This is a genomic window from Bradyrhizobium sp. 2S1, assembly GCF_011516625.5.
GTDB classification, from domain to species: Bacteria; Pseudomonadota; Alphaproteobacteria; order Rhizobiales; family Xanthobacteraceae; genus Bradyrhizobium; species Bradyrhizobium septentrionale.
In genome coordinates this window covers 2,708,195-2,732,298 of sequence record NZ_CP147717.1, presented here as the reverse complement: position 1 = coordinate 2,732,298, position 24,104 = coordinate 2,708,195, and the positions used below count along the sequence as shown (strand labels likewise).

General features: G+C 63.9%; 20 protein-coding genes, 1 tRNA gene and 1 pseudogene. 11 read left to right on the top strand and 11 right to left on the bottom strand.

Annotation, left to right across the window (positions count from 1 at the left end):
• The first annotated feature begins 119 nt into the window (after nt 1-119).
• Nucleotides 120-653: an inorganic diphosphatase gene (gene ppa / locus HAP54_RS12925; RefSeq protein WP_029081215.1), complete on the top strand. Its 534-nt coding sequence runs from the start codon at nt 120-122 to the stop codon at nt 651-653.
• A gap of 163 nt (nt 654-816) precedes the next feature.
• Here the strand turns inward: ppa and folD are convergent, their stop codons facing one another.
• Genes folD through HAP54_RS12910 form a run of 3 tightly spaced genes read right to left on the bottom strand, consistent with a single transcriptional unit; the run spans nt 817 to nt 2,352 of the window.
• Nucleotides 817-1,701: a bifunctional methylenetetrahydrofolate dehydrogenase/methenyltetrahydrofolate cyclohydrolase FolD gene (folD, locus tag HAP54_RS12920; RefSeq protein ID WP_166300439.1), complete on the bottom strand. Its 885-nt coding sequence runs from the start codon at nt 1,699-1,701 to the stop codon at nt 817-819.
• Between the two features lies 1 nt (nt 1,702).
• Nucleotides 1,703-2,038 (bottom strand): DUF167 domain-containing protein, encoded by a 336-nt coding sequence (locus tag HAP54_RS12915; protein WP_175619423.1) that lies wholly within the window; start codon nt 2,036-2,038, stop codon nt 1,703-1,705.
• A 23-nt stretch (nt 2,039-2,061) separates the two neighbouring features.
• Entirely contained in the window at nt 2,062-2,352 is a 291-nt protein-coding gene (locus HAP54_RS12910) for a YggT family protein (RefSeq protein WP_016847252.1), read from the bottom strand.
• A gap of 297 nt (nt 2,353-2,649) precedes the next feature.
• Here HAP54_RS12910 and HAP54_RS12905 point away from each other — a divergent pair.
• Nucleotides 2,650-2,725, top strand: a tRNA-Ala gene (locus HAP54_RS12905).
• A 119-nt stretch (nt 2,726-2,844) separates the two neighbouring features.
• Here HAP54_RS12905 and HAP54_RS12900 read toward each other — a convergent pair.
• From HAP54_RS12900 to HAP54_RS12870, 7 genes are all read right to left on the bottom strand, one after another.
• Nucleotides 2,845-3,654, bottom strand: a complete 810-nt coding sequence (locus HAP54_RS12900; RefSeq protein ID WP_166300437.1) for an enoyl-CoA hydratase — start codon at nt 3,652-3,654, stop codon at nt 2,845-2,847.
• Nucleotides 3,655-3,790: 136 nt separating this feature from the next.
• Nucleotides 3,791-4,594 (bottom strand): glutamine amidotransferase, encoded by an 804-nt coding sequence (locus tag HAP54_RS12895; RefSeq protein WP_166300435.1) that lies wholly within the window; start codon nt 4,592-4,594, stop codon nt 3,791-3,793.
• A gap of 162 nt (nt 4,595-4,756) precedes the next feature.
• Nucleotides 4,757-5,536 carry an SDR family NAD(P)-dependent oxidoreductase gene (locus tag HAP54_RS12890; RefSeq protein WP_166300433.1) on the bottom strand — a complete coding sequence of 260 codons (780 nt, stop codon included), beginning with the start codon at nt 5,534-5,536 and terminating at the stop codon, nt 4,757-4,759.
• Nucleotides 5,537-5,760: 224 nt separating this feature from the next.
• Entirely contained in the window at nt 5,761-6,264 is a 504-nt protein-coding gene (locus tag HAP54_RS12885; RefSeq protein WP_166300432.1) for a TerB family tellurite resistance protein, read from the bottom strand.
• Between the two features lie 158 nt (nt 6,265-6,422).
• On the bottom strand, nt 6,423-7,832 hold the full coding sequence (locus tag HAP54_RS12880) for an adenylate/guanylate cyclase domain-containing protein (RefSeq protein ID WP_166300430.1): 1,410 nt from the start codon (nt 7,830-7,832) through the stop codon (nt 6,423-6,425).
• A 41-nt stretch (nt 7,833-7,873) separates the two neighbouring features.
• A complete protein-coding gene (locus HAP54_RS12875) occupies nt 7,874-9,259 on the bottom strand; it encodes a cytochrome P450 (RefSeq protein ID WP_166300428.1) in 1,386 nt (461 codons plus the stop codon).
• 82 nt (nt 9,260-9,341) lie between these two features.
• On the bottom strand, nt 9,342-10,703 hold the full coding sequence (locus HAP54_RS12870) for a hydrolase (RefSeq protein ID WP_166300426.1): 1,362 nt from the start codon (nt 10,701-10,703) through the stop codon (nt 9,342-9,344).
• A 155-nt stretch (nt 10,704-10,858) separates the two neighbouring features.
• On the opposite strand from HAP54_RS12870, the gene HAP54_RS12865 reads away from it, so the two are divergent.
• Entirely contained in the window at nt 10,859-12,202 is a 1,344-nt protein-coding gene (locus HAP54_RS12865) for an IS1380-like element ISBdi2 family transposase (protein WP_166204320.1), read from the top strand.
• Between the two features lie 289 nt (nt 12,203-12,491).
• The gene (locus tag HAP54_RS12860) at nt 12,492-14,171 is read left to right on the top strand and encodes an MFS transporter (RefSeq protein WP_166300425.1); all 1,680 of its coding nucleotides are present in this window, start codon (nt 12,492-12,494) and stop codon (nt 14,169-14,171) included.
• 61 nt (nt 14,172-14,232) lie between these two features.
• On the opposite strand, the gene HAP54_RS12855 is transcribed toward HAP54_RS12860, so the two are convergent.
• Nucleotides 14,233-14,487: a cysteine rich repeat-containing protein gene (locus tag HAP54_RS12855; protein WP_166300423.1), complete on the bottom strand. Its 255-nt coding sequence runs from the start codon at nt 14,485-14,487 to the stop codon at nt 14,233-14,235.
• Between the two features lie 496 nt (nt 14,488-14,983).
• On the opposite strand from HAP54_RS12855, the gene HAP54_RS12850 reads away from it, so the two are divergent.
• The 7 genes and pseudogenes from HAP54_RS12850 (at nt 14,984) to HAP54_RS12820 (ending at nt 23,710) form a co-directional block, all read left to right on the top strand.
• Nucleotides 14,984-16,042 carry a polysaccharide deacetylase family protein gene (locus HAP54_RS12850; RefSeq protein WP_166300422.1) on the top strand — a complete coding sequence of 353 codons (1,059 nt, stop codon included), beginning with the start codon at nt 14,984-14,986 and terminating at the stop codon, nt 16,040-16,042.
• 466 nt (nt 16,043-16,508) lie between these two features.
• Complete coding sequence (locus HAP54_RS12845) at nt 16,509-17,372, top strand: carbonic anhydrase (protein WP_166300420.1); 864 nt, start codon at nt 16,509-16,511, stop codon at nt 17,370-17,372.
• Nucleotides 17,373-17,708: 336 nt separating this feature from the next.
• Entirely contained in the window at nt 17,709-18,776 is a 1,068-nt protein-coding gene (locus HAP54_RS12840; RefSeq protein WP_166300418.1) for a hypothetical protein, read from the top strand.
• A 261-nt stretch (nt 18,777-19,037) separates the two neighbouring features.
• The gene (locus HAP54_RS12835) at nt 19,038-20,351 is read left to right on the top strand and encodes a site-specific integrase (RefSeq protein ID WP_166300417.1); all 1,314 of its coding nucleotides are present in this window, start codon (nt 19,038-19,040) and stop codon (nt 20,349-20,351) included.
• A 301-nt stretch (nt 20,352-20,652) separates the two neighbouring features.
• Nucleotides 20,653-22,143, top strand: a pseudogene (gene istA / locus HAP54_RS12830) (IS21 family transposase); the annotation flags it as partial.
• A gap of 8 nt (nt 22,144-22,151) precedes the next feature.
• Nucleotides 22,152-23,015 (top strand): IS21-like element helper ATPase IstB, encoded by an 864-nt coding sequence (gene istB, locus HAP54_RS12825; protein ID WP_166294386.1) that lies wholly within the window; start codon nt 22,152-22,154, stop codon nt 23,013-23,015.
• Nucleotides 23,012-23,710 carry a hypothetical protein gene (locus HAP54_RS12820; RefSeq protein ID WP_166300415.1) on the top strand — a complete coding sequence of 233 codons (699 nt, stop codon included), beginning with the start codon at nt 23,012-23,014 and terminating at the stop codon, nt 23,708-23,710. The genes istB and HAP54_RS12820 overlap by 4 nt, the downstream gene beginning before the upstream one ends.
• Nucleotides 23,711-24,104 lie beyond the last annotated feature (394 nt).

Below are 24,104 nucleotides of genomic sequence, written 5' to 3'. Positions count from 1 at the left end.
GAGCGTTGCACGCGACGGCCAGCCCGGCCTTACGGCCGGGCCCGAGGTTGTTTCGCGGCCCGGCGGCGCCAATAAAAATCACACCGTCCTCAACTTCCAAAGGCCACGCGGAGCAATCCATGCGTATCGACGCCATATCGATCGGAAAAAATCCGCCCCACGACGTCAATGTCATCATCGAGGTTGCTGTCGGCGGCGAGCCCATCAAGTACGAAATGGACAAGGAGGCCGGCACGCTGGTGGTGGACCGCTTCCTCTACACGCCGATGCGCTATCCCGGCAATTACGGCTTCATCCCGCACACGCTATCGGGCGACGGCGATCCCTGCGACGTGCTGATCGTCAACACCCGCGCGATCGTGCCGGGTGCCGTGATGAGCGTCCGCGTGGTCGGCGTGCTGCTGATGGAGGACGAGGCCGGCGGTGACGAGAAGATCATCGCGGTGCCGTCATCGAAGCTGACCCAGCGCTACGACAAGGTGCAGAACTACAACGACCTGCCCGACATCACGCTGCAGCAGATCCAGCACTTCTTCGAGCACTACAAGGACCTCGAGAAGGGCAAGTGGGTGAAGGTGCTGCGCTGGGGCGACGCCGACGAAGCCCGCAAGCTGATCCTCGAAGGCATCGAGCGCGCCAACGAGAAGAAGTAACGGCACACTGCCTGGGCTCCCTCGCCCCGCTCTTGCGGGGAGAGGGTTGGGGTGAGGGGCTTCCCTCCGCGAGTTGCGAACGTCGAGAGACCTGTACCCCCTCACCCGGATCGCATCTGGCGATGCAATCCGACCTCTCCCCGCAGGCGGGGCGAGGTAAGAACTACACCGCCGGCGCCGGCAGGCCGGCAATCGCGCAGGCGGCGCGCAGCGTGTTGACCAGCAGGCAGGCCACCGTCATCTGGCCGACGCCCCCCGGCACCGGCGTGATCGCGCCGGCGACGCCGAGCGCTTCCTGGAATGCGACGTCGCCGACCAGCTTCGGCTTGCCGCCGGGCACCGGAATCCGGTTGATGCCGACATCGATCACGGTCGCGCCGGGCTTCAGCCAGTCGCCCCGCACCATCTCGGGCTTGCCGACCGCCGCATAGACCAGATCGGCCTGGGCGCAGAGCTTTGGCAGGTCGCGCGAGCGCGAATGCGCGATCGTCACCGTCGCATTCTCGTTCAGCAGCAATTGCACCAAGGGACGGCCGACCAGATTGGAGCGGCCGATCACGATCGCGTTCATGCCCTCGATCGAGGCGTGCACGCTCTTGGTCAGGATGATGCAGCCGAGCGGCGTGCAGGGCGAGAGCGCAGCCAGGCCCCCGGCGAGCCGGCCGGCATTGTTCGGATGCAGGCCATCGACGTCCTTGGCCGGATCGATCGCGTTGATGATGGTCTCGGTGTGCAGCGATTTCGGCAGCGGCAGCTGCACCAGGATGCCATGCACCAGCGGATCGCGGTTGAGCCGCGCGATCAGCGCCAGCAGATCCGCCTGCGACACGTCCTCGGGCAGCTTGTGCTCGAACGAGGCCATGCCGGCGGCCTGGGTCTGGGTGTGCTTGCTGCGGACATAGACCTCGCTCGCCGGATCATGGCCGACCAGCACGACGGCAAGCCCCGGCGTGAGCGCGTGGTCGCGCTTGACGCGGGCGACCTCGTCGGCGACGCGGGCGCGGAGTTCGGCGGCGATGGCTTTTCCGTCGATGATGCGGGCAGTCATGTCAGTCCTTCGTCTCCTGGTTCGGCCCGGCCGCCGTCAACTTCCGCAATGTTTCGCCAAGCCCTTTCGGGTCGCCGTCGACGGCGACCTGCTTCAGCCGCGAGGTGGCGCCGGACAACAGCTTCACCCTGGCCTTGGGCACGCCGAGCGCCTTGGCCAACAGCTCGGTCACGGCGCGGTTGGCCTCGCCGCCTTCGGCAATGGCGCGCACCCTGACCTTCACCACCGAGCGACCGTTGGCCAGCGTCTCGATCCCGTCGATGTCGTCGCGGCCGCCGCGCGGCGTCACGCGCAAGGCGATGCTGATGCCCTCGGTGGAATAGCGCCAAGGCTCCATCAGCGAGGCTCCATCGCGAAGGATCAGATCACGTTGGGATAGATGTAATAGGCGATCACCCGCTGGATGAACATGATGATCAGGATCACGATGATCGGCGAGATATCGAGCCCGCCGAGATTCGGCATCACGTTGCGAATCGGCCGCAGCACCGGTTCGGTGATGCGGTACAGGAACTCGGCCACCGCGGAGACGAACTGGTTGCGCGTGTTGACGACGTTGAAGGCGACCAGCCAGGACAGGATGGCGGAGGCGATCAGCAGCCAGACATAGAGGTCGAGGATGATGATGACGATGTCGAGAACAGCGCGCATATGATGGGGGCTCGCGGGTGGGACGACCAATTGAGGCGCAACGAGACCGGACTGAGCCGCCATCGCGCTTCTTGTTTGACCAGGATCTTTTCGGAGAACCGCCGCACACTTTGCGCTGGCGCGGCCCGCCGGGTCCGGATCACGCTCTAAATATCGGTTCATCCCCCCGCAAACAAGGGAAGTTCCCGGCGGGAAAGGCCGAAAACCGCTGTCTCAGCGTTCTTGACTTGGCCTTGGGCGGGACTGTAAATGGCGCCCGACTGACGGCCGGGATACTCAGCAACACCCGGCCGCAATGGGGCCATAGCTCAGCTGGGAGAGCGCGTCGTTCGCAATGACGAGGTCGGCGGTTCGATCCCGCCTGGCTCCACCACGCTTCGCCCTTCGGGCTACGCGTGGCGCAGCCGCGCAGGAGCCTGAAGGGCGAAGCGTGGTGTCCGGCGAAGCCCAAAGGGCGAAGACGGACCGGTTCAGCAAGCCCAACCCTCCCCCTCACGTCCCGGTAAACCTTGGCGGGCGCTTCTCCACAAAGCTCGCGACGCCTTCCCTGAAATCATTGCCCTTGAGCGCGATCTGCATCTCGCGGTTGGCGTCGATGGTGGCTTCGGCGAGTGTCTGGAACGGCACGTCATAGACCTGGCGCTTGATCACCGCGATCGCGCTCGGCGAGACGAAATCGGCCAGGTCGCGGGCATAGGCATAGGTTTCCTCGCGCAGCTTCTCCGGCGAGGAGAGCCGGTTGACGAGGCCGATGCGCAGCGCCTCCGCGGCCGACACGCGACGCGCCGACATCAACAGATCGAGCGCGTTGGCGTGGCCGACAATGCGCGGCAGCATCCAGCTGATGCCGTGTTCGGCGATCAAGCCACGCCGCGCAAAGGCCGTGGTGAACACCGCGCTGTCGGCCGCGAAGCGCAAATCGCAATAGAGCGCGTGGACCAGGCCGATGCCGGCCGTGGCGCCGTTGAGCATCGCGATCACGGGCTTCTTGATGGCGGGGTAATAGGCGTAGCGCGTCTGCCAGTCGGCGCGCCGGTTCATGTCGAACGCAACGCCCTCACCGCGCCTGACCTCGTTGGGATCGATCCCCTTCAACGCTTCCATGTCGGCGCCGGCGCAGAAGCCGCGGCCCGCGCCGGTCAGCACGATAACGCGAACATTGTCGTCATTGGCGGCAGCCTCCATCGCGTGGCGCACGTCGCGCTCCATGATCGCCGTCCACGCATTCATGCGGTCGGGCCGGTTCAGCGTGATGGTCGCGATCCTGTCGCTGACGTCGTAGAGGATGTGTTCATAGCTCACGGCGATCTCCCTTTGCTTGTTGTTATGTTTGTCTTGTTCTGATGAGCTCGCGCGGCCATGCCGCCGCGCGCTGCAGCCGTGGCGAGACTAGCACATCGGCGCAAATGAAAAGGCGGCGCGAAATTCCGCGCGGCGGCTATTCCGCGGCTTGCAGCATCACCGGCTGTGGCACGCGCGCGATCCAGCCATCGATGAAATGCTTCAGCCAGGCGCGCTCGGCGGCATCGTGCACGGCGCGCTCAGTGAAGTGCAGATGGCCCGGTTGAGCGCCCGGAGAATCCATCCGCGCGCAACCGCGTGTGGTCCAGCGATGCATCATCGCGTAGGTCACATCAGGATGGAATTGCAGGCCGAAGGCGTTGCCGAACTGGAACGCCTGCACCGGGAAATCATCGCCCGCGGCGAGCAGCTCCGCGCCGTCGGGCAATCGAAATCCCTCGCCATGCCAGTGATAGACGCGCGCCGGCCAGTCCGGGCACAATGCACGGCCCGCGTCCGTCGGGCTGATCGGGTAATAGCCGACCTCGACCCGGCCTTGCGGATGCGGCGCGACGTCGGCGCCGAGCCGCCGCGCCAGCATCTGCGCGCCGAGGCAGATCCCGAGGAACGGGCGCTGCTCGCGCAGCGGAACGGCGATCCAGTCGATCTCGCGCCGCACATAGTCGTCGGGATCGTTGGCGCTCATCGGGCCACCGAAGATCACCGTGCCGGCATGCGCCTCGAGCGTGTCGGGCAGCGCGTCACCGAAGCGCGGACGGCGGATATCGAGGGGGTAGCCCAGCGCGCGCAGCGCGTTGCCGATCCGGCCGGGAGTCGATGTCTCCTGATGCAGCACGATCAGCACCGGCCGCAGCAACCTCTGATCCGCCGGCGTGACCGCGGCCGGCCTTCGGCTCGCGAAGGGCACCACGACACGGTTTTGGTCAGACCGGAACGACATTGCCTCTGCTTGAAGATTTGGCCTCTGCTTGAAGATTCGGCACGTAAGGCGCGATCATAGCTAAGTGGTCGTTAACATCGTGTGAGTTTGCGCACACACGGCACGAAGCAAATCGCGGGCCAGAAACAGCCTAACGGCGATGCTGGGCGTGTTTTGGAAGCTCTACCGCTTGCGCAGCTGAAAACCGCCGACCGCAGTCAGGATGAAGGAGCGCGGAAACAGCCGGAGCAGGAACGGCACCAGCTTGATGAAGGCGCCGGGCAGCACGGCGCGCTTGTTGGCCATCAGGCCGCGATAGGCCTGGCGGGCGACCTCCGCGGGCGCAACGTTGAGGATGGCAGAATCGAATCCGGGGGCAAAGCCGGCGCGGTCCTGGAACTCGGACGGCACCGGACCCGGGCAAACCACGGTGACGCGCACGCCCTTCGGCGCCAGTTCACAGCGCAACGCCTCGGAAAACGACAGCACATAGGCCTTGCTGGCGTAGTAAACCGCCATTCCGGGGCCCGGCAGGAATCCGGCGATCGAGCCGAGATTGAGGATGCCGCCGCGATTGCGGATCAGCTGGTCCGCAAAGCGCAGCGTCAGGTCGGTCAGCGCCCGGATGTTGACGTTGATTATGTTGAGCTGTTCGGCACGGTCGCGCTCGACGGCAAGGCCGAACAGGCCGAAACCGGCATTATTGACCAGATATTCGACCTCGACGCCTGCCTCGGTCAGGGCCTGCGCGATCCGATCGCCGGCATCGGTTTGCTGGAGATCACAGGGGATCACGATCGGCGCCGTGCCGCCCTTAGCCCCGAGTTCGTCGGCGAGCGCCTTCAGGCGATCGGCGCGCCGCGCCACCAGCGCCACGCGGTGACCATTTGATGCAAACACGCGCGCCAGTTCGGTGCCTATGCCCGCCGATGCCCCGGTTATCAGCGTCACACGCTCAGCCACGATCAAACTCTTACTGCAAATTCTAGTGAGGTCCCCAACAGGTCGACGAGAGCATAGGCATGCGGTGGGACGCAAGCCGTGTGTAAGCTTGTGGACAGCGGCTAGGCGCTGGTTTGGCGATGAAACGCCAGATTTTCAGTCGGATTGCCCGCAATCGCGGCGGACATTAAAGTTTCGTCATCCGCGACGCCGGAAACGGGCCTCCGCTTGCGCCGGCCATCGTGTCAGATTGCCGCGTCCGCGGTGCCCCAGGGGCCTTTTGGCAGCGCCGCCTGCTTCTCGGCGACCCGATGCTTGAGGTCGATGCGGTCGCGCGAGGAAATGCCGAGCAGATCGGCGGCGCGCCAGACCACATTGTCCTCGAACTCGCTGACCTGGCCGTCGGCATAGACCAGCTCCCACATCATCTCGACGATGCGCAGCCGTCCTTCCTCATTCACCGAGCGCATGATCACGCTGGTAAAGTGATAGAGATCCACGGCTTCGCCCTCGACCCGCATGGCGGAGGCGATCAGCTTGTCGGCGGTGCCGGGATCGAGCTGAAACCGGCTCTCGATCAGGCTGTGCAATTTGCGCTTTTCGGCCACCGTCGGTTCGCCGTCGAGCGAAACGACATGCACCAGCAGCGCGGTCGCCGCCAGCCGATAGTCGCCGTCGTCGAAGCTGCGGTCGGCCTGTGCATCGGGGGAAACGATTTCGGCAATGAATTGGCGGAGTCCGTCGAGCATCGCTCTCTCTGTGGAATGAAGCCTGGTTGATTTGAGCATGATCTATCCGGGTCATGCCCTGTTGAAATCTATATGGCGTGGAAACAGAACCGGCGCAATCGGCGCGGGTTCCCGCGGCGGCATTACGTTTCGGCAAGCATTACGTTTCAGCAATATGACTACGGTATCTCGTACACCACGAGCTTGTCGGCAATGCCGCGCAACGCCGCTTCCTTCTGGATCGGCTTGATCGCCTCGCGATCGAGAATGCCCGCGACCTCCGCCGATTCCATCACCGGCTGGGTCAGATGGATTTCCTGCGACGTCGACAGGCTCTGCACCCGCGCGGCGATATTCACGGTCTGGCCGAAATAATCCTGCCGCTCGTTCAGCGTCACCGCGAGGCACGGTCCCTCATGGATGCCGATCTTGACGATCAGATCTTCCTTGCCGCGCTCGGTGTTGAGCTTCTTCATCGCGGCGCGCATGCGCAGGCCTGCCGACAATGCGTGCTCGGGCCGGATGAAGGTTGCCATCACGGCGTCGCCGATGGTCTTCACGACAGCGCCGTGCTCGGAGGCGATGATCTCGAGCAGCGCGTGGAAATGCGCACGCACCAGATCGAATGCGGCGAGATCGCCGACCCGCTCATAGAGCGCGGTCGAGCCCTTCAGATCGGTGAACAGGAAGGTCAGCGCGGTGATCTTCAGCCGCTGGTCGACGGTGAGGTTGTCGGCCTTGAACACGTCGCGGAAGGTCTGGTTCGACAGCATCCGCTTCGCGGTCAGGATCGGCTTGCGCTTGCCGAGCAATTTGTGCAGCGGATCGCCCGCGATCCACACCGAGGGCAGCACGCGAACGTCGGCGTGATTCTCCAGCGAGAGCCGCAGCGGCCCCGGCCGCATCGTCGAGGTGCCGGTCGGCGCATGCGACTTGTTGAATGCGATCGAGAACTGCTGCCGCTCGGTGGTGGGCTCGCCCTCGACGGCAAAGAAGTGCGCAGAATGCGTCACCGGCTCGAACACGATGACGAATTGATTGGGCAGATTGAGCGACAGGATCGCCTTCTCGCCGGGCGGCAATTCGAGCCCCTCCAGCGTCACCTCGTTGATCAGGGTCGACACCGAGCTCTCGTCGAACTCGATCCCCGAACTCCAGAATATCTGCCGGAAATATTCCCAGATCGGCAGCGTGTTCGGCTCGTGCGCAGCGATGTGACGGACCCGCGGGCTGACGGTGAAGGCAACCTCGACCAGCTCGTCGACGGACGCCTCGTAGCCGGCCGCGCAGAGCGCGCAATTATAGTCGTCATGGCGCAGCGACTTCAGCGTCGAATGCGCATCGAGCACGCCGCCGCAGCCCGGGCACAGCACGTTCCAGCTCATGTCGAACAGGCCGAGCCGCGACGCATGCAGGAAGCCGGAGATCACCTTCTCCTGATCGAGGCCGGTGCGATTCGAGAAATCCAGAACGTTGATGCGGTTGAGCTCGCGATCATGTCCATCCGCGATCAACTGCTGCATGGCATCGACGACGGCCGGATCGGTCGTCTGCCTGAGGACTGAGAAATGGGCCTGCGTATCGCTCATGGTGAGCACCTAGGTCAGCATTGGGACACCGCCGCGCAAGATCAGCGCGGCTTGATCGTGAACACCGGGGAGCGGTTCGGCTGCGTCGTCACCACGCCGATCGGAAGCACCGGATCCTTGTCGGCCAGTGCGACGTGGAACGCGCCGATAAGCTTCGCAAGCGCGAGCGTCGCCTCGACCAGCGCGAAATGCGCGCCGATGCAGACCCGCGCGCCGACCCCGAACGGCAGATAGGCGAAGCGATCGGGCGGCGTCTCCGTCATGAAGCGCTGCGGCACGAACGCATTCGGCTCGCGCCACAGTTTTTCATGCCGGTGCAACAGCCACGGCGCAATCAGGATCACGTCATGCTTCCTGACCGAACGGCCCGCGATGGTGTCGGGACCGCCTGCCGCGCGCGCGATCAAAAACGCCGGCGGATAGAGCCGCATGGTTTCGTCGACCACGGCGCGGGTGAATTTCAGCCGCTCGATGTCGAGCGCGCCCGACGTCGTCGCACTCCTGACTTCTGCTGCCAATTGCTCCTGGGTCTCGGGATCGAGCGCCAGCAGATAGAGCGCCCAGAACAGCGCGGTCGCGGTCGTCTCGTGGCCGGCCAGGATCATGGTGGCGACCTGGTCGCCGAGCTGGGCGTCGGTGAAGGCCTGGCCGGTCTCGGGATCGCGCGCGGCACCCATCAGGTCGAACAGGTCGCGGCCTGGCGCGTTGTCATCCTTGCCGGCGGCGCGGCGCTCGGCCATCAGCATGCCGACAAAAGCAGTCCAGCGCTTGCGGAAACGGGCGCGCCGGAAATCCTGCGGGGTCGGCCAGCTCAATGGCAGCACCAGGTCGAGCATATGCGGCCGCGCCAGCGTGTCGCCATACTCCATCACGAAGTCGCGCAGCGCAGCACCGTGACGATCCATGCCGAACGAGAACATAGTGCGGCCTGCGATCTCCAGCGTCATGCGCTGCATCGCCTCGCGCAGATCGACGGGACCGCCGCTCGCCGCATTCAGCTTGGCAACGGTCTCGTCGACTGCCGCGATCATGTAGGGAATGAGCGTCGTCACCGCGCGCGGCGTGAATGCCGGCGCCAGCGTGCGGCGCTGATGCTTCCACGCGCGGCCCTCGGCGATCAGCAGCCCCTCGCCCAGCATCGGACGTAGTACGCGCAGCCCTGCCGGCGTGCGGGTATAGTTTTCGTAATTGTCGACCAGCACGTGGCGGATCGCATCCGGCGTGTTGAGAATGAAGCTCGAGTGGCGGAGAAAACGGCCCTGGACGATATCGTCCTCATAGGCGCGCTGCCCCCAGGTCTCGATCGGCGAGTTGCGCATCACCCGCATGCGCTGGAGCGCGGTCATATCGTCGGGCGCGCGCGGCGGCGCCGGCGGGACCAGGGGCCGCCGCGTGACCGTGATGTCGTAGACTTCGGCTATGCTCATGGTCCTCGCTTCCTGCCTCACGCAACGGCCGATCCGGCCACGCGATCCCGGCGCCATGAAGGCGCGCGGACCTTCACCAGACCTAATAAGTCAGCTCGGCAACCGCAATGCGATTCTCCGATGCCGGCCAGCTCCGCATCACGATGCGCTCCTGGTTGAAGATCGCAACCACCGGACGGCCGATATCGGCCGCGGCAAGCCGCAGCGTCGCCACCGAATCCGTCGGCACGCCGGGTTTGACGTCGGCCGGCTCCTTGCCGTCGAACAGCACGATATCGCGCGGTAGCCCGAAATAGCCGCGCGGCCGCGACATCAGCACGATGGCGCCTGCGCCGGCATCTGCGGCGAGCTGCGGCCGCGCCGCGCGCAGATGCACGATTTCGGACGAGCGCGGAAACGGCGAGCGATAGATGTGCGTCGTCACCGCATCGGGCGAGGTCAGCACGAATTCGAGCGGCCAGGACGGATCGACCTGCGCCGGGCCCCAGCGGCCGTCGGCGCTCGTCTGCGAGCTGTGCAACGGGCCGCCGATGCGCTCGCCGGTCTCCGCCGACACATGATAGATGTCGACCGTGGCACCCTTCACCGGCCGGTTGGTCTGCACGCCGCCGGGCGTGCCCGTGACGAGGCCGCTCAGCCGCACCGCTGTCTCCGGCACGATCTCGATCCGCGACGGCTCGTGCCCCGCGATGAACCGGTAGATTTCGCGGAACGCGCGCGGATGACACGCGGTCTCGCGATGGTCCACCGCGCCGAGCACCAGGTTGGTCGCGCCTTTCAGCGCCGGACCTTCGGTCGTGACGTTGGTCGGCGTGCCCGGCTTGCCGATGAAGCGGCCGTCGGCTTGGGCATATTTGTCGAGGCCGTCGCGGCGCAAGGTCAGGAATGCGGTGCCAACAGTCACTTCGCTGTCGCCGTCGTTCAGCCCGCGCAGGAACGGACCGCGTCCATTGAATTCGTTGCCGAGTCCGTCGTCCCATGCATACAAACCGTGATTGGGCGTGCCGCACAGCACCGCATGGCTGACATCGCCGCCACCACCATTCTTGATGTAATTGCGGATCGCATTGCCGCCGCGGGAATTCCCGACCAGCGCGATGCGCGCAGCGCCACTGTTCTGCTTCAGCTCCCCGACCGCCTCGGCGAGTTCGCGGCGCTGGTCCTCGGTCGAGGAGCGGTTGGCCTGCTCGACCTTGTCGTCGGTGCGCGCCAGCGGGTCGGTGAAATTGAGCGCGACCAGGCGCTCGCGCGGCAGGCCGTTCGTCTCCATCCGCCAAAGCGTCGTCATCCAGAGCGGCGCGTGATCGCCATTGCCGTGCACGAACAGGATCGGCGGGATGTCGCCGGCGGGCGCCGGCTGCGCCAGAGCCGGGGCGGCAAGCCGGCCCGCCAGCAGGGACAGCGCGCCGGCCCCTTGCAGAATTCTCCGCCGCGAGAGCGCCATTGATTCCCCTTCCCCAAGCCTTTCAGGGCTTTAGCCCGTCTTATTCGTCAGAGTGCGCCTGAGAGGCTGGCGAGCGTGGTGTAAAGCGCTGATGCGGCGTAGGATTCGGTTGCAAAGCCAACCCCATCACCTCAACCGCGAACGCCAGGCCCGCCATGACCGATGATACGATTCTGCCCTTCTCGTTTCCAGCCGTTCACGCCAAGAAAGTCACAGCTGCCTTCGATGGCGGTCGGCTGACCTCGAACGGGGGCGTGATGCTTCTGGCGATGGCCGAGCGGCGTCTCGGCTTGGCCGACAATTTGGCCCGGGTGTTCCCGGATCGGCGCGATCCGACGCGGGTCGTGCACAGCCTTGTCGATATGTTCCGCGCGCGCATGTTCGCGATCTGCTGCGGCTACGAGGACGCCGACGACCTCGATCATCTGCGGTCCGATCCCGCATTCAAGCTGGCCTGCGGACGGCTGCCGGACACGGGTCGCGATCTGTGTTCCCAACCGACGCTGTCGCGGCTGGAGAATGCTCCGCGCCTGCGCGACGTGATCCGACTGACCTACACTTTGGTCGACGCATGGATGGATAGCTACCCGCGCGAGCCGGCATCCGTCACGCTCGACATCGATGATACCTGCGATGTCGTCCACGGCCATCAGCAGCTCTCGCTGTTCAACGCTCATTATGACGAACGCTGCTTCCTGCCGATCCACGTCTACGACACGGAGAAGAGCCGGCCCGTGGCGGTCGTGTTGCGGCCCGGCAAGACGCCGGGCGGCGTCGAGGTGCGTGCCCATCTGCGCCGCCTGATACGGCATATCCGGACGCGGTGGCACAACACGCGAATTACGTTCCGTGGCGACGGGCACTATGCCCGGCCGGAGGCAATGGCGTGGTGCGAGACCAACGGCATCGACTACATCTTCGGTCTGTCCGGCACCAAGCCGCTCGCCAGAAAACTCGACGAGGCCGCCGACGACATCCGCACGCGACGCGCCATCGAGAACCTGCCGGTTCTGCGTGGCTATACCGAGACGCGCCACAAGGCCAAGTCCTGGGATCGCGAACGGCGTACCGTCGCCCGTATTGAGGCGACGATGCTCGGCCTCGACATCCGTTTCGTCGTCACCAGCCTCGATGTCGGCTCGGCCGAGTGGATCTACGACAGCCTGTATTGCGCGCGCGGCCAAGCCGAGAATCTGATCAAGCTGCATAAGACACAGCTCGCCTCCGATCGCACCAGCTGCCGTTCGGCGCTCGCCAATCAAGTCCGCCTCGTTCTCCACACCGCCGCTTATTGGCTGATGCTGACCGTGCGCGACGCGATTCCCAAAGCCCGGGAATTGGCCACAGCCGAGTTCGCGACGCTGCGTCTTCGTCTCTTGAAACTCGCTGCCCGTGTCGTCGAGACCACGAGCCGCATTCGCCTTGCGTTTGCCGCGGCATGTCCCGAAGCCGACCTGATCCGCGGCTTGCCAGGCGCGCTGCTGCCTCTCGGTCCTTGACCGGCGGGGCGTCCGCCCCCCGTTCGCCCAACCTACACCTCAAGCGCGTTGCAAAGTACGGGTCGGTCAGGCGGTGAAAAGCCGAAGGCAATCCCGCGCGCCTCGTCAGAGCAGATGTGCGGCCACATCAATCGGACTAAAAAAAGCACTCTCACGAATAGGACGGGTTAGCTGTGCCCTACGCCCGCCAAGGATAGCGTAATTGCTGGACAGGACACGCGTTTCGCGGGCATCAGTTGATGCTGCCGGAATCATTCAACAAGCTATAGCAGGCCAAGCGGAACCGGATATGACCGAAGCGCGGAAGCGTCCCGACAGTATCACTGCACCGTTGCGGCATTCAATCTTCAGGCGAATCTGGCTGGCCAGCCTGCTCTCCAATCTCGGCATCCTGATCCAGGGCGTCGGCGCCGCCTGGGCGATGACGCAGATGAGTTCGGAGGCCGACAAGGTCGCGCTGGTGCAGACCGCGCTGATGCTGCCGGTGATGCTGATCTCGATGCCGGCCGGCGCCATCGCCGACATGCATGACCGCCGCATCGTCGCGCTGGTGTCGCTGGCGATCGCGCTGACCGGCGCCACCACGCTGACGGTGCTGGCCTGGTTGAACCTGGTGACGCCGAACATCCTGCTCGCGCTGTGCTTCGTGGTCGGCAGCGGCATGGCGCTGTTCGGCCCGGCCTGGCAATCCTCGGTCAGCGAGCAGGTGCCGTCGGAGACGCTGCCCGCCGCGGTTGCGCTGAACGGCATCAGCTACAACATCGCACGCAGCTTCGGTCCCGCGATCGGCGGCATCGTGGTGGCCTCCGCGGGTGCGGTGGCGGCCTTCGCCGCCAATGCCGTGCTGTATCTGCCGCTGCTCGTCGTGCTGTTCCTGTGGAATCGCGTCAGCGAGCCGTCGCGGCTGCCGCGCGAACGGCTGAACCGGGCGATCGTCTCCGGCGTGCGCTACATCACCAATTCGCCGTCGATCAGGATCGTGCTGACCCGCACCATGGTGACGGGCATCATCGGCGGCTCGGTCTCGGCGCTGATGCCACTGGTGGCGCGCGACCTGCTGCATGGCGGCGCGCAGACCTACGGCATCATGCTCGGCGCGTTCGGCATGGGCGCCGTGATCGGCGCGCTCAACATCAGCGAGATCCGCAGCCGGCTCAGCGGCGAGGCTGCGGTGCGAACCTGCGCGCTGTTGATGGGCGCTGCGATCGCAATCGTTGCCGTAAGCAAGGAGCCGGTGATCACCGCCGCGGCACTTGTGGTTGCCGGCGCGGCATGGATGCTTGCAATCGCGCTGTTCAATATCGGCGTGCAGCTTTCGGCGCCACGCTGGGTCGCCGGCCGTTCGCTCGCCGCCTTTCAGGCCGCGATCGCCGGCGGCATTGCAATCGGAAGCTGGGGCTGGGGCCGCATCACCGACGCGGGCGGCGTCGAGATGGCGCTACTGATCTCAGCCGGATTGATGCTGCTGTCGCCGCTGGTCGGCATCTGGCTGCGGATGCCGCCGATTGGCGCGCGCAACGAGGATGCGACAGATACGCTGGCCGATCCCGAGGTGCGGCTGCAACTCACTGGACGCAGCGGTCCGCTGGTGGTCGAGATCGAATACCGGGTGGCGCAGGAGAATGCCCGCGCCTTCCACAATGTGATGCAGGATGTGCAGCTCAGCCGCCAGCGCAACGGCGCCTATGGCTGGTCAATCGCGCGCGACATCGCTGATCCCGAATTGTGGACCGAGCGCTATCATTGCCCGACCTGGCTCGATTTCCTGCGCCAGCGCAACCGCGCCACCCAGATCGAACGCGAATTGCATCAGAAGGCGGCCGACTTCCACATCGGCGCGGAGCCGGTCCGCGTGCGCCGGATGCTGGAGCGACCGTTCGGTTCGGTGCGCTGGAAGGACGAGACCCCGGACCGCGCCGCCAAGGAGGTGATCCCGGTGGTCGCGACCGCGGCGGGAAGTAGCACGTAGGTCTAGATTGTCATTCCGGGGCGATGCGAAGCATCGAACCCGGAATCTCGAGATTCCGGGCTCATCGCTCCGCGATGCCCCGGAATGACAACGAGATCATGTATTGCCCGTTATCGGCGAGGGTCTGCTGGCAGGCCTTGCTCAGGCGGCTGCGATGCTCCTTCAGGCAGGCCAGCACGACCTGATCGCCCTCGCTGAGATGGGCGCGGCAGAACCGCGACGCATCGCGTGAGCAGGCATCACGCCCCTGCTGCTGTGCCGAGGCGGCCGACGTCAACAAAACCAGCGGAACGACGGCGAACAGAAATCGGGTCATCTCTCAAAGCCTCTACAAAAGCGTTTTCGAGCGAAGTGGGTACCGGTTCGCGTAAAGAAAACGCGTCAATACAAGAATCTGGAGCCGCGCTCCGATTCCATCGGAACGGACAAAGGCTCCAGCGAATGCGACGCTGGTCTATAGCGTTTCAGTGCCGCGGAGAAGCTTGAAACGGCGGAGCGCGCCGGTTCCGCCGGAGGCGGCCGCCCGGGGACGGCCTGCGTCTCGTCGCCGCAGGCCTGCCCGCTTCGATGCGGCGCCAATCACCCGGCGGCGGCCGTGCGCTGCGCGGCGAGATCGCGATCCAGCCGAGATCCCGAACATTCCCGGGATCACCGCCTGCATGGTCAAGAATCGCTCCCAGCTGAGCGGCGGCTGGGTAAAGCCTGCTTTTTCTTGCCGTTCCGGCGCCGTGTTGGGATCGCGTTAAGACCTTGTTGGCATTAATCGCTCGTTACGGCTGTGGCGTATCCCGAGTTCCGAGAGAGTGTTAGCGATGCGTAGTGCGTTGGGCCTGATGCTGGCCAGTGTTGTAGCGGCGATCGTGATCGCCGGTGTGTGGTTCTGGACCTCCTCCCCGCGTGCCGACGCGGCTCCTCCGCAAACCACGGCCGCAGCCAAGGCCGAGCCGCTTCCGGCGGCGGCGAAACAGGGCGCCAGGGACGATGTCGAGACGACCGCGGCGCTGTCGAAGCGCGCCGACGCCACCCAGGCGGCAGCCCCGGCCGCGGCCCCCGCGCCGGCGCCGATGCCGGCTCCCGTCGCGGCCGCGCCCAAATGCGCCAATCCCGATGCGCTCGGCATCAGCCGCACCGTCGTGGTCGACACCAATGGCGGCCCGGGCTTCGGCTTCCTGCAGTACAAGCAGTACGACTTCCTGACCGACAAGGAGGTCGTGCTGACCTTCGACGACGGTCCGTGGCCGACCACGCCCGCCGTGCTCAAGGCGCTGGCGGATGAATGCACCAAGGCGGTGTTCTTCCCGATCGGCCTGCACACCACCTATCACCCGGATATCCTCCGCCAGGTCGCCGCCGCCGGCCACACCATCGGCGCCCACACCTGGTCGCATGCGCATCTGGCGAGCAAGAAGCTCACCGAGCAGCAGGCCAAGGACGAGATCGAGAAGGGCTTTAGCGCGGTAAAGCTGGCGCTGGGCGCCAACCCCGCCCCGTTCTTCCGTTTCCCGGCGCTGGCGCATACGCCGGCGACGACAGCCTATCTCGGCACCCGCAACATCGCGATGTTCTCCGTCGACGTCGACTCCAACGACTTCAAGTCCAAGAGCTCGGACGAGGTCATCAACAACGTGATGACCAAGCTCGACAAGGAGCACAAGGGCATCATCCTGATGCACGATCTGCAGAAGCACACCGCGCAGGCACTGCCGACGCTGCTGCGCAAGCTGAAGGCAGGCGGCTACAAGGTGGTCTGGATGAAAGCCAAGACCCAGCTCGAGACGCTGCCCGAATACGACGCGATGATGGCGAAGACCGAGAAGCCGATCGCAACGGGCCGGCCAATCGGCAACGTCGTGCAGACGGTCGCCGAGTAACGTAGCGGACGCACTCTCAACGCAAAGCGCCCCTGGATCCGATCCAGGGGCGCTTTCGCTTTCTGATCGCAGCCACCTTCTGCTGGTCCGCCACGGCCGGACGACGTTGAACGCTTATGCGCCTTCGAGAGTGGCACCATCACGCCCGGTGGCTGCGGCTCCCACCAAAATATCGAAAACAACCCCATGCAAAGTAGCTGGCGGGTGCCGGCGCTCGACAAGGCAACTTGACCCGTCGGGCAAATCAGGGTCATTCTTCCAATATTCCGAAATCGCGCGCCGCAGCAACGCCACCACCACCTCGGCGACGTCATGGACAGGGTAACATCCGCCGTCCCCGCCTTGCAGCAGTCTTGATCTGGATCAACGGCGGCTTTCCAATGGATCGCTCAATAGGATTGCAGGTTCCGTTCGTTGTCCAAATCGCATTTGCTTGCCTGAATATTCCCAGCCCAGCGCGGCTATCATGAAGACCTTCGATATCACCTATCGCTATAGCAGCGACGATGGCTCGATCAGGCCGCCCCCGCCCGACAGTAAAGCGGCTTTGCTCCGTCTAGAGCAGGGCAACAAAAGCTTCGCCACACTCCTTGACCACGATGAGGAAGCGGGCGGGGTACAGCAGATCATCCCGGTCGATCTGCGTGACCTGGGGGTGCTGGCTGACAGCGCCGTACCGAAGCAAAGACCGTTTGCAGCCGTGCTCGGCTGCTCCGACGCCCGCGTCCCCGTCGAACTCATTTTCAATGAAGGGCCCAATGATCTCTTCGTGGTCCGCGTCGCGGGCAACGGCCTCGGAATAGAGGTGCTTGGAAGCCTCAAATACGCCGTCGAGAACCTTGGCGGCAGCCTCAAACTCATCGTCGTGCTCGGCCACAGCGGATGCGGCGCGCTCACGACAGCCGTCGATGTATTCCTGAATCCGCGTGAATACTTGCCGCTCGCGACCAAGCGTTCGCTCCGCAGCATTCTCGACGGTGCGCTGGTCGTGGTCCAGGCTTCCGAGAGAAAGCTGGTCGCCGCGTTCGGGCCAACTGTCGTGCACCACCCTGGATATCGAAAAGCCCTGATTGAGACGTCTGTCGTCACCAACGCCGCGCTGGCGGCTTACTCGATCCAGGAAGAACTGAGGACCAACGCCTACACCGGCATCGAAGCGGTTTACGGCGTCTATCTTCTGGAGAGCCGCGCGATATGGGGTCCCCGTTCCGGTGATGCCGACGGGATGGGGCTAGCGCCGGCACCTCAAGATCTTGCAGCGTTCGTGGATCTCGGCGACGCCATCGTGCAATCGAGGCGTATTGAATCGCTCGTCAACGCGAAAGAATGATCTGAGGTGTCTTCCCCTCCCGGTCCGAATGAAATCAAGCCCTTGCCGGCAGACTAGTCACGTCGGACTCAGGATTTTGTGAGATCACGCCGGCAGGCAGTAGCTGCCAACGGGTTGGCATGGTCCAGTCGGATTGTTGGAACTTGGTCCTATCGGTGGGCCTGCATCACAGTACGGTTATGCGCCTTGAGACACGGTCTCGGCGCAACGCCGTTTGCCCGTGCACGCCAGCGTCTACAGCACCAGCTTCTATGCCACGCCTCCGATGATGACCCGGGAATAGATTCGTCGGTTTGGCCCTCTCCTTCGCACGATGCCTGAACTCTGGAGAACTCAGTGAGTTCATTTGAACAAGGTCGCGTACGGCCCGGCGACGATGGCTTGGCGAATACGGCTGCCGAAAAGCTCCGTTCGCTGATCCCGGCGGCCGGCGCGATCGCCTATCCGTTCCTGCTCGATGCATTCCACCTCGCGGTCTCTCCCGCTGATGACCCGATGTCGTTTGGGCGACTCATTCTGGCGGCGCTTTGCCTGCTGGCTGCGACGGCAGCACCCTTGCTCGGTCTTGCCCGCGCCTGGTGGATGACGACAGCAGCACCTTCGTACTTCGCGCTGCGCGCCCGGCGGCTCGGCTACATCTGCATCGCCGCGCCGCCCCTGTTCGTGCTGACCGGCGTCGGTCTCGGACTGCTGCACATCGATGTCAGCGACGAACTCGTCTGGGTCGCTGGCTGGTCGGTGGCGTGCCTCTACGTGCTGCTCGGCAGCGAGCAAGAACGCCCGGCGAAATCAACCGCGACTGCATCATCCATCGCCAAATGGCGCGTCACCCATGGCGTCGCCGCGGCGGTCATTCTGCTCTACGTCGCATTTCACCTCACCAATCATTTGCTCGGCCTGCTCGGACCCGAGGTCCATGCCGCCGTGATGAAGATCGGGCGCGTGGTCTACCGATCGTCCGTGGTCGAGCCCGTCCTCGTCGCCTTGATGCTGTTCCAGGTCGCCGTCGGCGTGCGGCTCGCCGGGCGCTGGAGCGCGCTGCCGGCGGATGCCTACCGCGTGTTCCAGATCGGCTCCGGCATCTACCTCGCGGCGTTCATCGTCACCCACCTGAATTCCGCATTCGTCTCGGCGCGGGCTGTGCACCACATCGACACCAATTGGGCCTGGGCATCCGGCGCACCAACCGGCCTGATCCACGACGCCTGGAGCATCCGCCTAGTGCCGCACTACGCGCTCAGCGTCTTCTTCGTGCTCGCGCATCTCACATCAGGATTGCGCGGCGTCCTGATCGCACATGGCGTCACCACCACAGCCGCCAACCGGATCTGGGCAACCGGGCTTGCAGCAGGCGGGCTGGTCGCGGTTGTGATCATGAGCGGACTGTGCGGCGCGCGGATCTAGGCTTCAGCCGGGGCGGCAAGAGCGAACCATCGAACCTGCGCGGAAGGTATTTGAGCGGTGGTGCCGCAAGAGGGACTCGAACCCCCGACCCCGTCATTACGAATTATGCGGTCCATAACTTATTGAGATTTCTCGCAATTTCCAATCGGCGAGAAACCGCCTTGTAACAGTGGTTTGTTTGTCTACGGTGGTTACTCAACGTTACCTCGATTTGCCGATTCGTGGTTCCTCGGTGGTTACGTGGTTCCTAGAAGGCGGCCCGTGGCGACAGGTCAAATCACCCAGCGACTGATTAAGGGGCTCGAGCCCCAAGACACCGAGTATTTTGTCTGGGACAGCTCTCTGGCCGGATTCGGCGTCCGCGTCCAGGCGACCGGCGCGAAGTCATACGTCGTCAAATACCGGGCTGGCGCTGGCCGTGGGGCTCCTACTCGACGCCTCACGTTGTCCCAGGTCGGGAAGATCACCCCCGAGGAAGCCCGGACGCTTGCCAGAAAGACGCTCGGCGCCGTAGCCAATGGTGCGGACCCAGCAGCTCAGCGCGCGGCAGAAAAGCGTGCTTCCACCCTCGCCGAAACGGCAGAACAATTTCTGAAGGAACACGTTAAGGCGAAGCGAGCCGCCTCTTCGGCGGCATCCTATCGGGACCTGCTTGAGCGGTTGGTGATCCCCGAACTCGGCAAACGGAAAGCAGAGAAGGTGACCACGGCTGAGGTGCAGCGGCTGCACTCAAAACTCGCTCACAGCCCCTATCAAGCCAACCGGATGCTGCGGGTTCTCAGCAGCCTCTACACGTTCGCGGCGAAGGCCCACATTGTCCCGCTCGGCTTTAACCCCTGCCGTGGCATCGAGTTCTTTCCCGAGGAGGGCCGCGAGCGCTATCTGACGTCTCAAGAGCTGGCTTCTATTGGTGAGGCAATCCGGGAAGCAGAAACGATCGGGCTGCCTTATACCATTGATGAGACAAAGCGAAGCGCGAAGCACGCTCCCAAAGAAGACAACCGCCGAACTGTGATTGGCCCGCATGCTGCGGCAGCAATCCGCCTCTTGATATTCACGGGCGCCAGGCTGCGCGAAATCCTGCACCTAAAATGGGAAGAAGTAGACTTCGAGCGAGGCTTGCTCCTTCTCCCAACCAGCAAGACCGGCAAGAAAACAATCGTTCTAAACGCGCCAGCCCTTGCCATCCTCAATTCCCTTCCGCGTGTCGGCGGCTATGTCATTGCCGGCACTTCTGCGGGCGCCGATGATGAGAAGCCTCGATCAGACCTAAAGAAACCTTGGAAAGCCATCTCTACGCGGGCCGATCTCAACGGCGTGAGGATCCACGATCTACGGCACACGCATGCGTCCGTCGGAGTTGGCGTTGGCCTTGGCTTGCCTATCATCGGAAAGTTACTTGGTCACACGCAGGTGGCGACGACCCAACGTTATGCTCACCTCGATAACGATCCGGTCAAGAAGGCGGCAGAGCACATCGGTAGCCGGCTTGCTGCGGCAATGGGCGACGTCAAGCCACGCGACAACGTCACCAAGCTGTCAAAGGCAAAGCGATCGAAGAACCGGCGCGGCTAGGGTAGCTCCCGAAAAGCTGGTCCGCACCAGCCTGCCGCGTCGACCACGATGCGGATGCGCCAGCGGAGTGCGAATGTCGAAGGAAGGGAAGATACCCGACGCGACACAGTTCGACCCTCTTGAACTCGTCTATTGGACGTTACCAATGACTCTCTCCTGGATCATCTGGCGGACGCCCGAGGCTGTTTGTCATTCGGCCTGCAATATTGACCCCCTAAGCCGGGGGATCGGCGTCCAAAATTGACCCCCTACAGATTGATCTGTTGCGCTGCCTGCTTTGGAACGAAGCAGGTGGTGGGGGATGCTGATCGTGGAGACAATTGCCCGGATCCGGCGCGAGCACTTCATCAAGGGCAAGACGATCAAGGAGATCGCCCGTGACCTGAAGGTGTCGCGGAACACGGTCCGGAAGGTGCTGAGGTCGGGAGAGACCTCCTTCGAGTACGAGCGGCAGGTGCAGCCGCGGCCAAAGCTGGGACGATGGGCAGTAGAGCTTGACGGATTGCTGGCGGCGAACGCGGCCAAATCGGCTCGTGAACAGCTGACGTTGATCCGGATCTTCGAAGAGCTGCGCGGCCGCGGCTACGACGGCGGTTACGATGCCGTGCGGCGTTACGCCAGGCGGTGGAGCAAAGAACGCGGGCAATCGACCGCGGCGGCTTATGTCCCGCTGAGCTTTGCCCCAGGCGAAGCCTACCAGTTCGACTGGAGCCACGAGGTGGTCTTGCTGAGCGGGACCACGGTGATGGTGAAGGCCGCCCATGTCCGGCTCTGTCACAGCCGCATGCTGTTCGTGCGGGCCTATCCGCGGGAGACGCAGGAGATGGTGTTCGACGCCCACGACCGGGCGTTCGCTCTGTTCAAAGGCACCTGCACCCGCGGCATCTACGACAACATGAAGACCGCCGTAGAGACGATCTTCGTCGGTAAAGGGCGTCTCTACAATCGCCGCTTCCTGCAGATGTGCAGCCACTATCTGGTCGATCCGGTCGCCTGCACGCCGGCGTCGGGCTGGGAGAAGGGGCAGGTCGAGAACCAGGTCGGGCTGGTCCGGGAGCGCTTCTTCACGCCGCGGCTGCGGTTCAAAAACCTCGACGAGTTAAACGCCTGGCTGCTCGACAAATGCATCGCCTACGCCAAGGCTCATCGCCACCCGGAGCTGGTCGATCAGACGATCTGGGAAGTGTTCGAAGCCGAGCGTCCCAAGCTCGTTCCCTATGCCGGCCGCTTCGACGGCTTCCATGCGGTGACGGCATCGGTCTCGAAGACCTGCCTGGTGCGCTTCGACAACAACAAGTACTCGGTCGCAGCCAGCGCAGTCGGACGGCCGGTCGAAGTCCAGGCTTATGCCGACCGCATCGTGATCCGTCAGGATGGACGCATCGTTGCCGAGCACCCGCGATCCTTTGGCCGCGGCGAGACGACCTATGATCCCTGGCACTATGTGCCGGTGCTGGCTCGCAAACCCGGTGCCTTGCGCAACGGCGCTCCCTTCAAAGACTGGGTGCTGCCGGCCGCGATCGAGCGGATCCGGCGCAAGCTTGCCAGCACCGACGATGGCAATCGGCAGATGGTCGACATCCTCACCGCGGTGCTGACTGACGGTCTGTCCGCGGTGGAAGCGGCCTGTGCCGAAGCGCTCGGTCATGGCGTCCATTCCGCCGATGTCGTGCTCAACATCCTGGCCCGTCAACGTGAACCCGCCCCACCGGCCAACATCATGACGCCGGCCGCACTGACGCTCCGTCATGCACCGATCGCCGATTGTGCCCGCTACGACAACCTCCGGAGGACCATCTGATGGAACGAACCCAAATCTTCGACCTCATGGGCGAGCTCAAGCTCTACGGCATGAAGGCTGCCTTCGACGAGATCATGGCAACTGCCGTCAAGCGCCAGCACGAACCTCAGCGCATTGTCGGCGACCTGCTTAACGCCGAGATCAACGAGAAGCAGGCCCGCTCGATCAAATACCAGCTGACCATTGCCAAGCTGCCGCTTGCCAAGGACATCGCCGACTTCCAGTTCGACGGCACGCCGATCAATCAGACTCTCGTCAATGATCTCGCCAGCGGCGGCTTCATCGCCCAGCAACGCAATGTCGTGCTGGTTGGCGGCACCGGCACAGGCAAGACCCACCTGGCCATTGCCATCGCCAGAAGCTGCATCCGATCCGGTGCCCGCGGCCGCTTCTTCAACGTAGTCGACCTCGTCAATCGCCTCGAGACCGAGACCCGCAACGGACGGCAAGGACGGCTCGCCGAGCATCTGACCCGGATGGACTTCATCGTGCTGGATGAACTCGGCTATTTGCCCTTCGCCCAGTCCGGTGGCCAGCTCCTCTTCCACCTCGTCAGCCGGCTCTATGAGCGCGCCTCCGTCATCGTGACGACCAATCTCGCCTTCGGCGAATGGCCGAGCGTGTTCGGCGACGCCAAAATGACCACAGCGCTGCTCGACCGATTGACCCATCACTGCGACATTGTCGAGACCGGCAACGATAGCTGGCGGTTCAAGAGCCGAGACGACGATCACGCCACCCGCGCTCGTCTCGCCTCCGCTATCCCGGCCAGCTCCGACGAGACGAGCGCTACCAGCAAAGCCCGCCGCACGAAGGGGTCAAAATTGGACGCCGATGAGGGGTCAAATTTGCAGGCCGATTGACAGCTGTTCAATCCCAATGGGATTTGCATGACTTTCAGCTTAGGGATCTGAACCGCGACGAAAGCGGCGCCCGACCACCATCGAAGCTGAGATCGCTGCACGACCTCCTGCTTTCAACGGAAGACGACGCACTAGATCAATCGGCGGTTCTTGTTAGAGGGCCTGCGGCTCGTGATGATCTCTGGAAAAAGCTCCTCTCAGCCAAGCTTAATGCGACCGGTATAATGGCATCGGGCAAACGCGAGCCGATCGCATGCACCGACTGGCAGGATATCCACTCGTTTGATCCGGGTCGCGGCTGGCCTTTCGACGCGGTCGGCAATGGATTCAAGGATCAGCTCAAATTTGAGAAAGTGACTGTTTCCAGCAAAGAGGTGCTCGACTTGTGGCCGCCGATTGCGAGGGAAGGACCGCTCTTTGACCCCGTTCGAGAGATACCCCTTCAGCAGGCCGTTCAATCGGCGCCAGTGGCCTTGGAGGCGTCCACGAACCAAGCGAAGAAGCATCGACAGCGGATCGCCGAGTCTCAGATTGAACCCGCATTTCTGCAATGGCGTGCGAGCCAGCCTAATGGACAAATCCCGAAGTATGCTGACGCAGTCGCCCACATGGCGAAGATTGGGGTGGGTCGTGACCGAGTGAGAGAGCTGATCAGGAAGCTCGGTGGTCGAAAACGGGGCGAGAAGGACCGCTGAAATCGGCGGGATAATCGGCAGGAGGAAATCGGCAGCAATCGTAGCCGCGTATCTTTACGGCCGATTTCTAGATGCTCCATTTACTTCGCACCTACGGAGATTGAACCGTGATGATGCGAGACTAAAATGGACACCGCTGAAACATCTCCCCATGAGCGCCACCTTCGGCGCAACGAGGCGGCGAAGTACGTGACAGACACGTACAACGTTCCCTGCTCTCCCAAGACGCTCGCGAAACTGGCCTGCGTAAGTTCGGAAGGCCCACCCTTTCGACTGGCTGGACGCTTCCCGCTATATCCTGTCTCCGGACTGGATGCGTGGGCGCAGGCCAAGATCGGTCCCCTGATCCGATCGACGTCCGAAGTTCAGCGCGTAGCTTAACTCCATCCCTTAA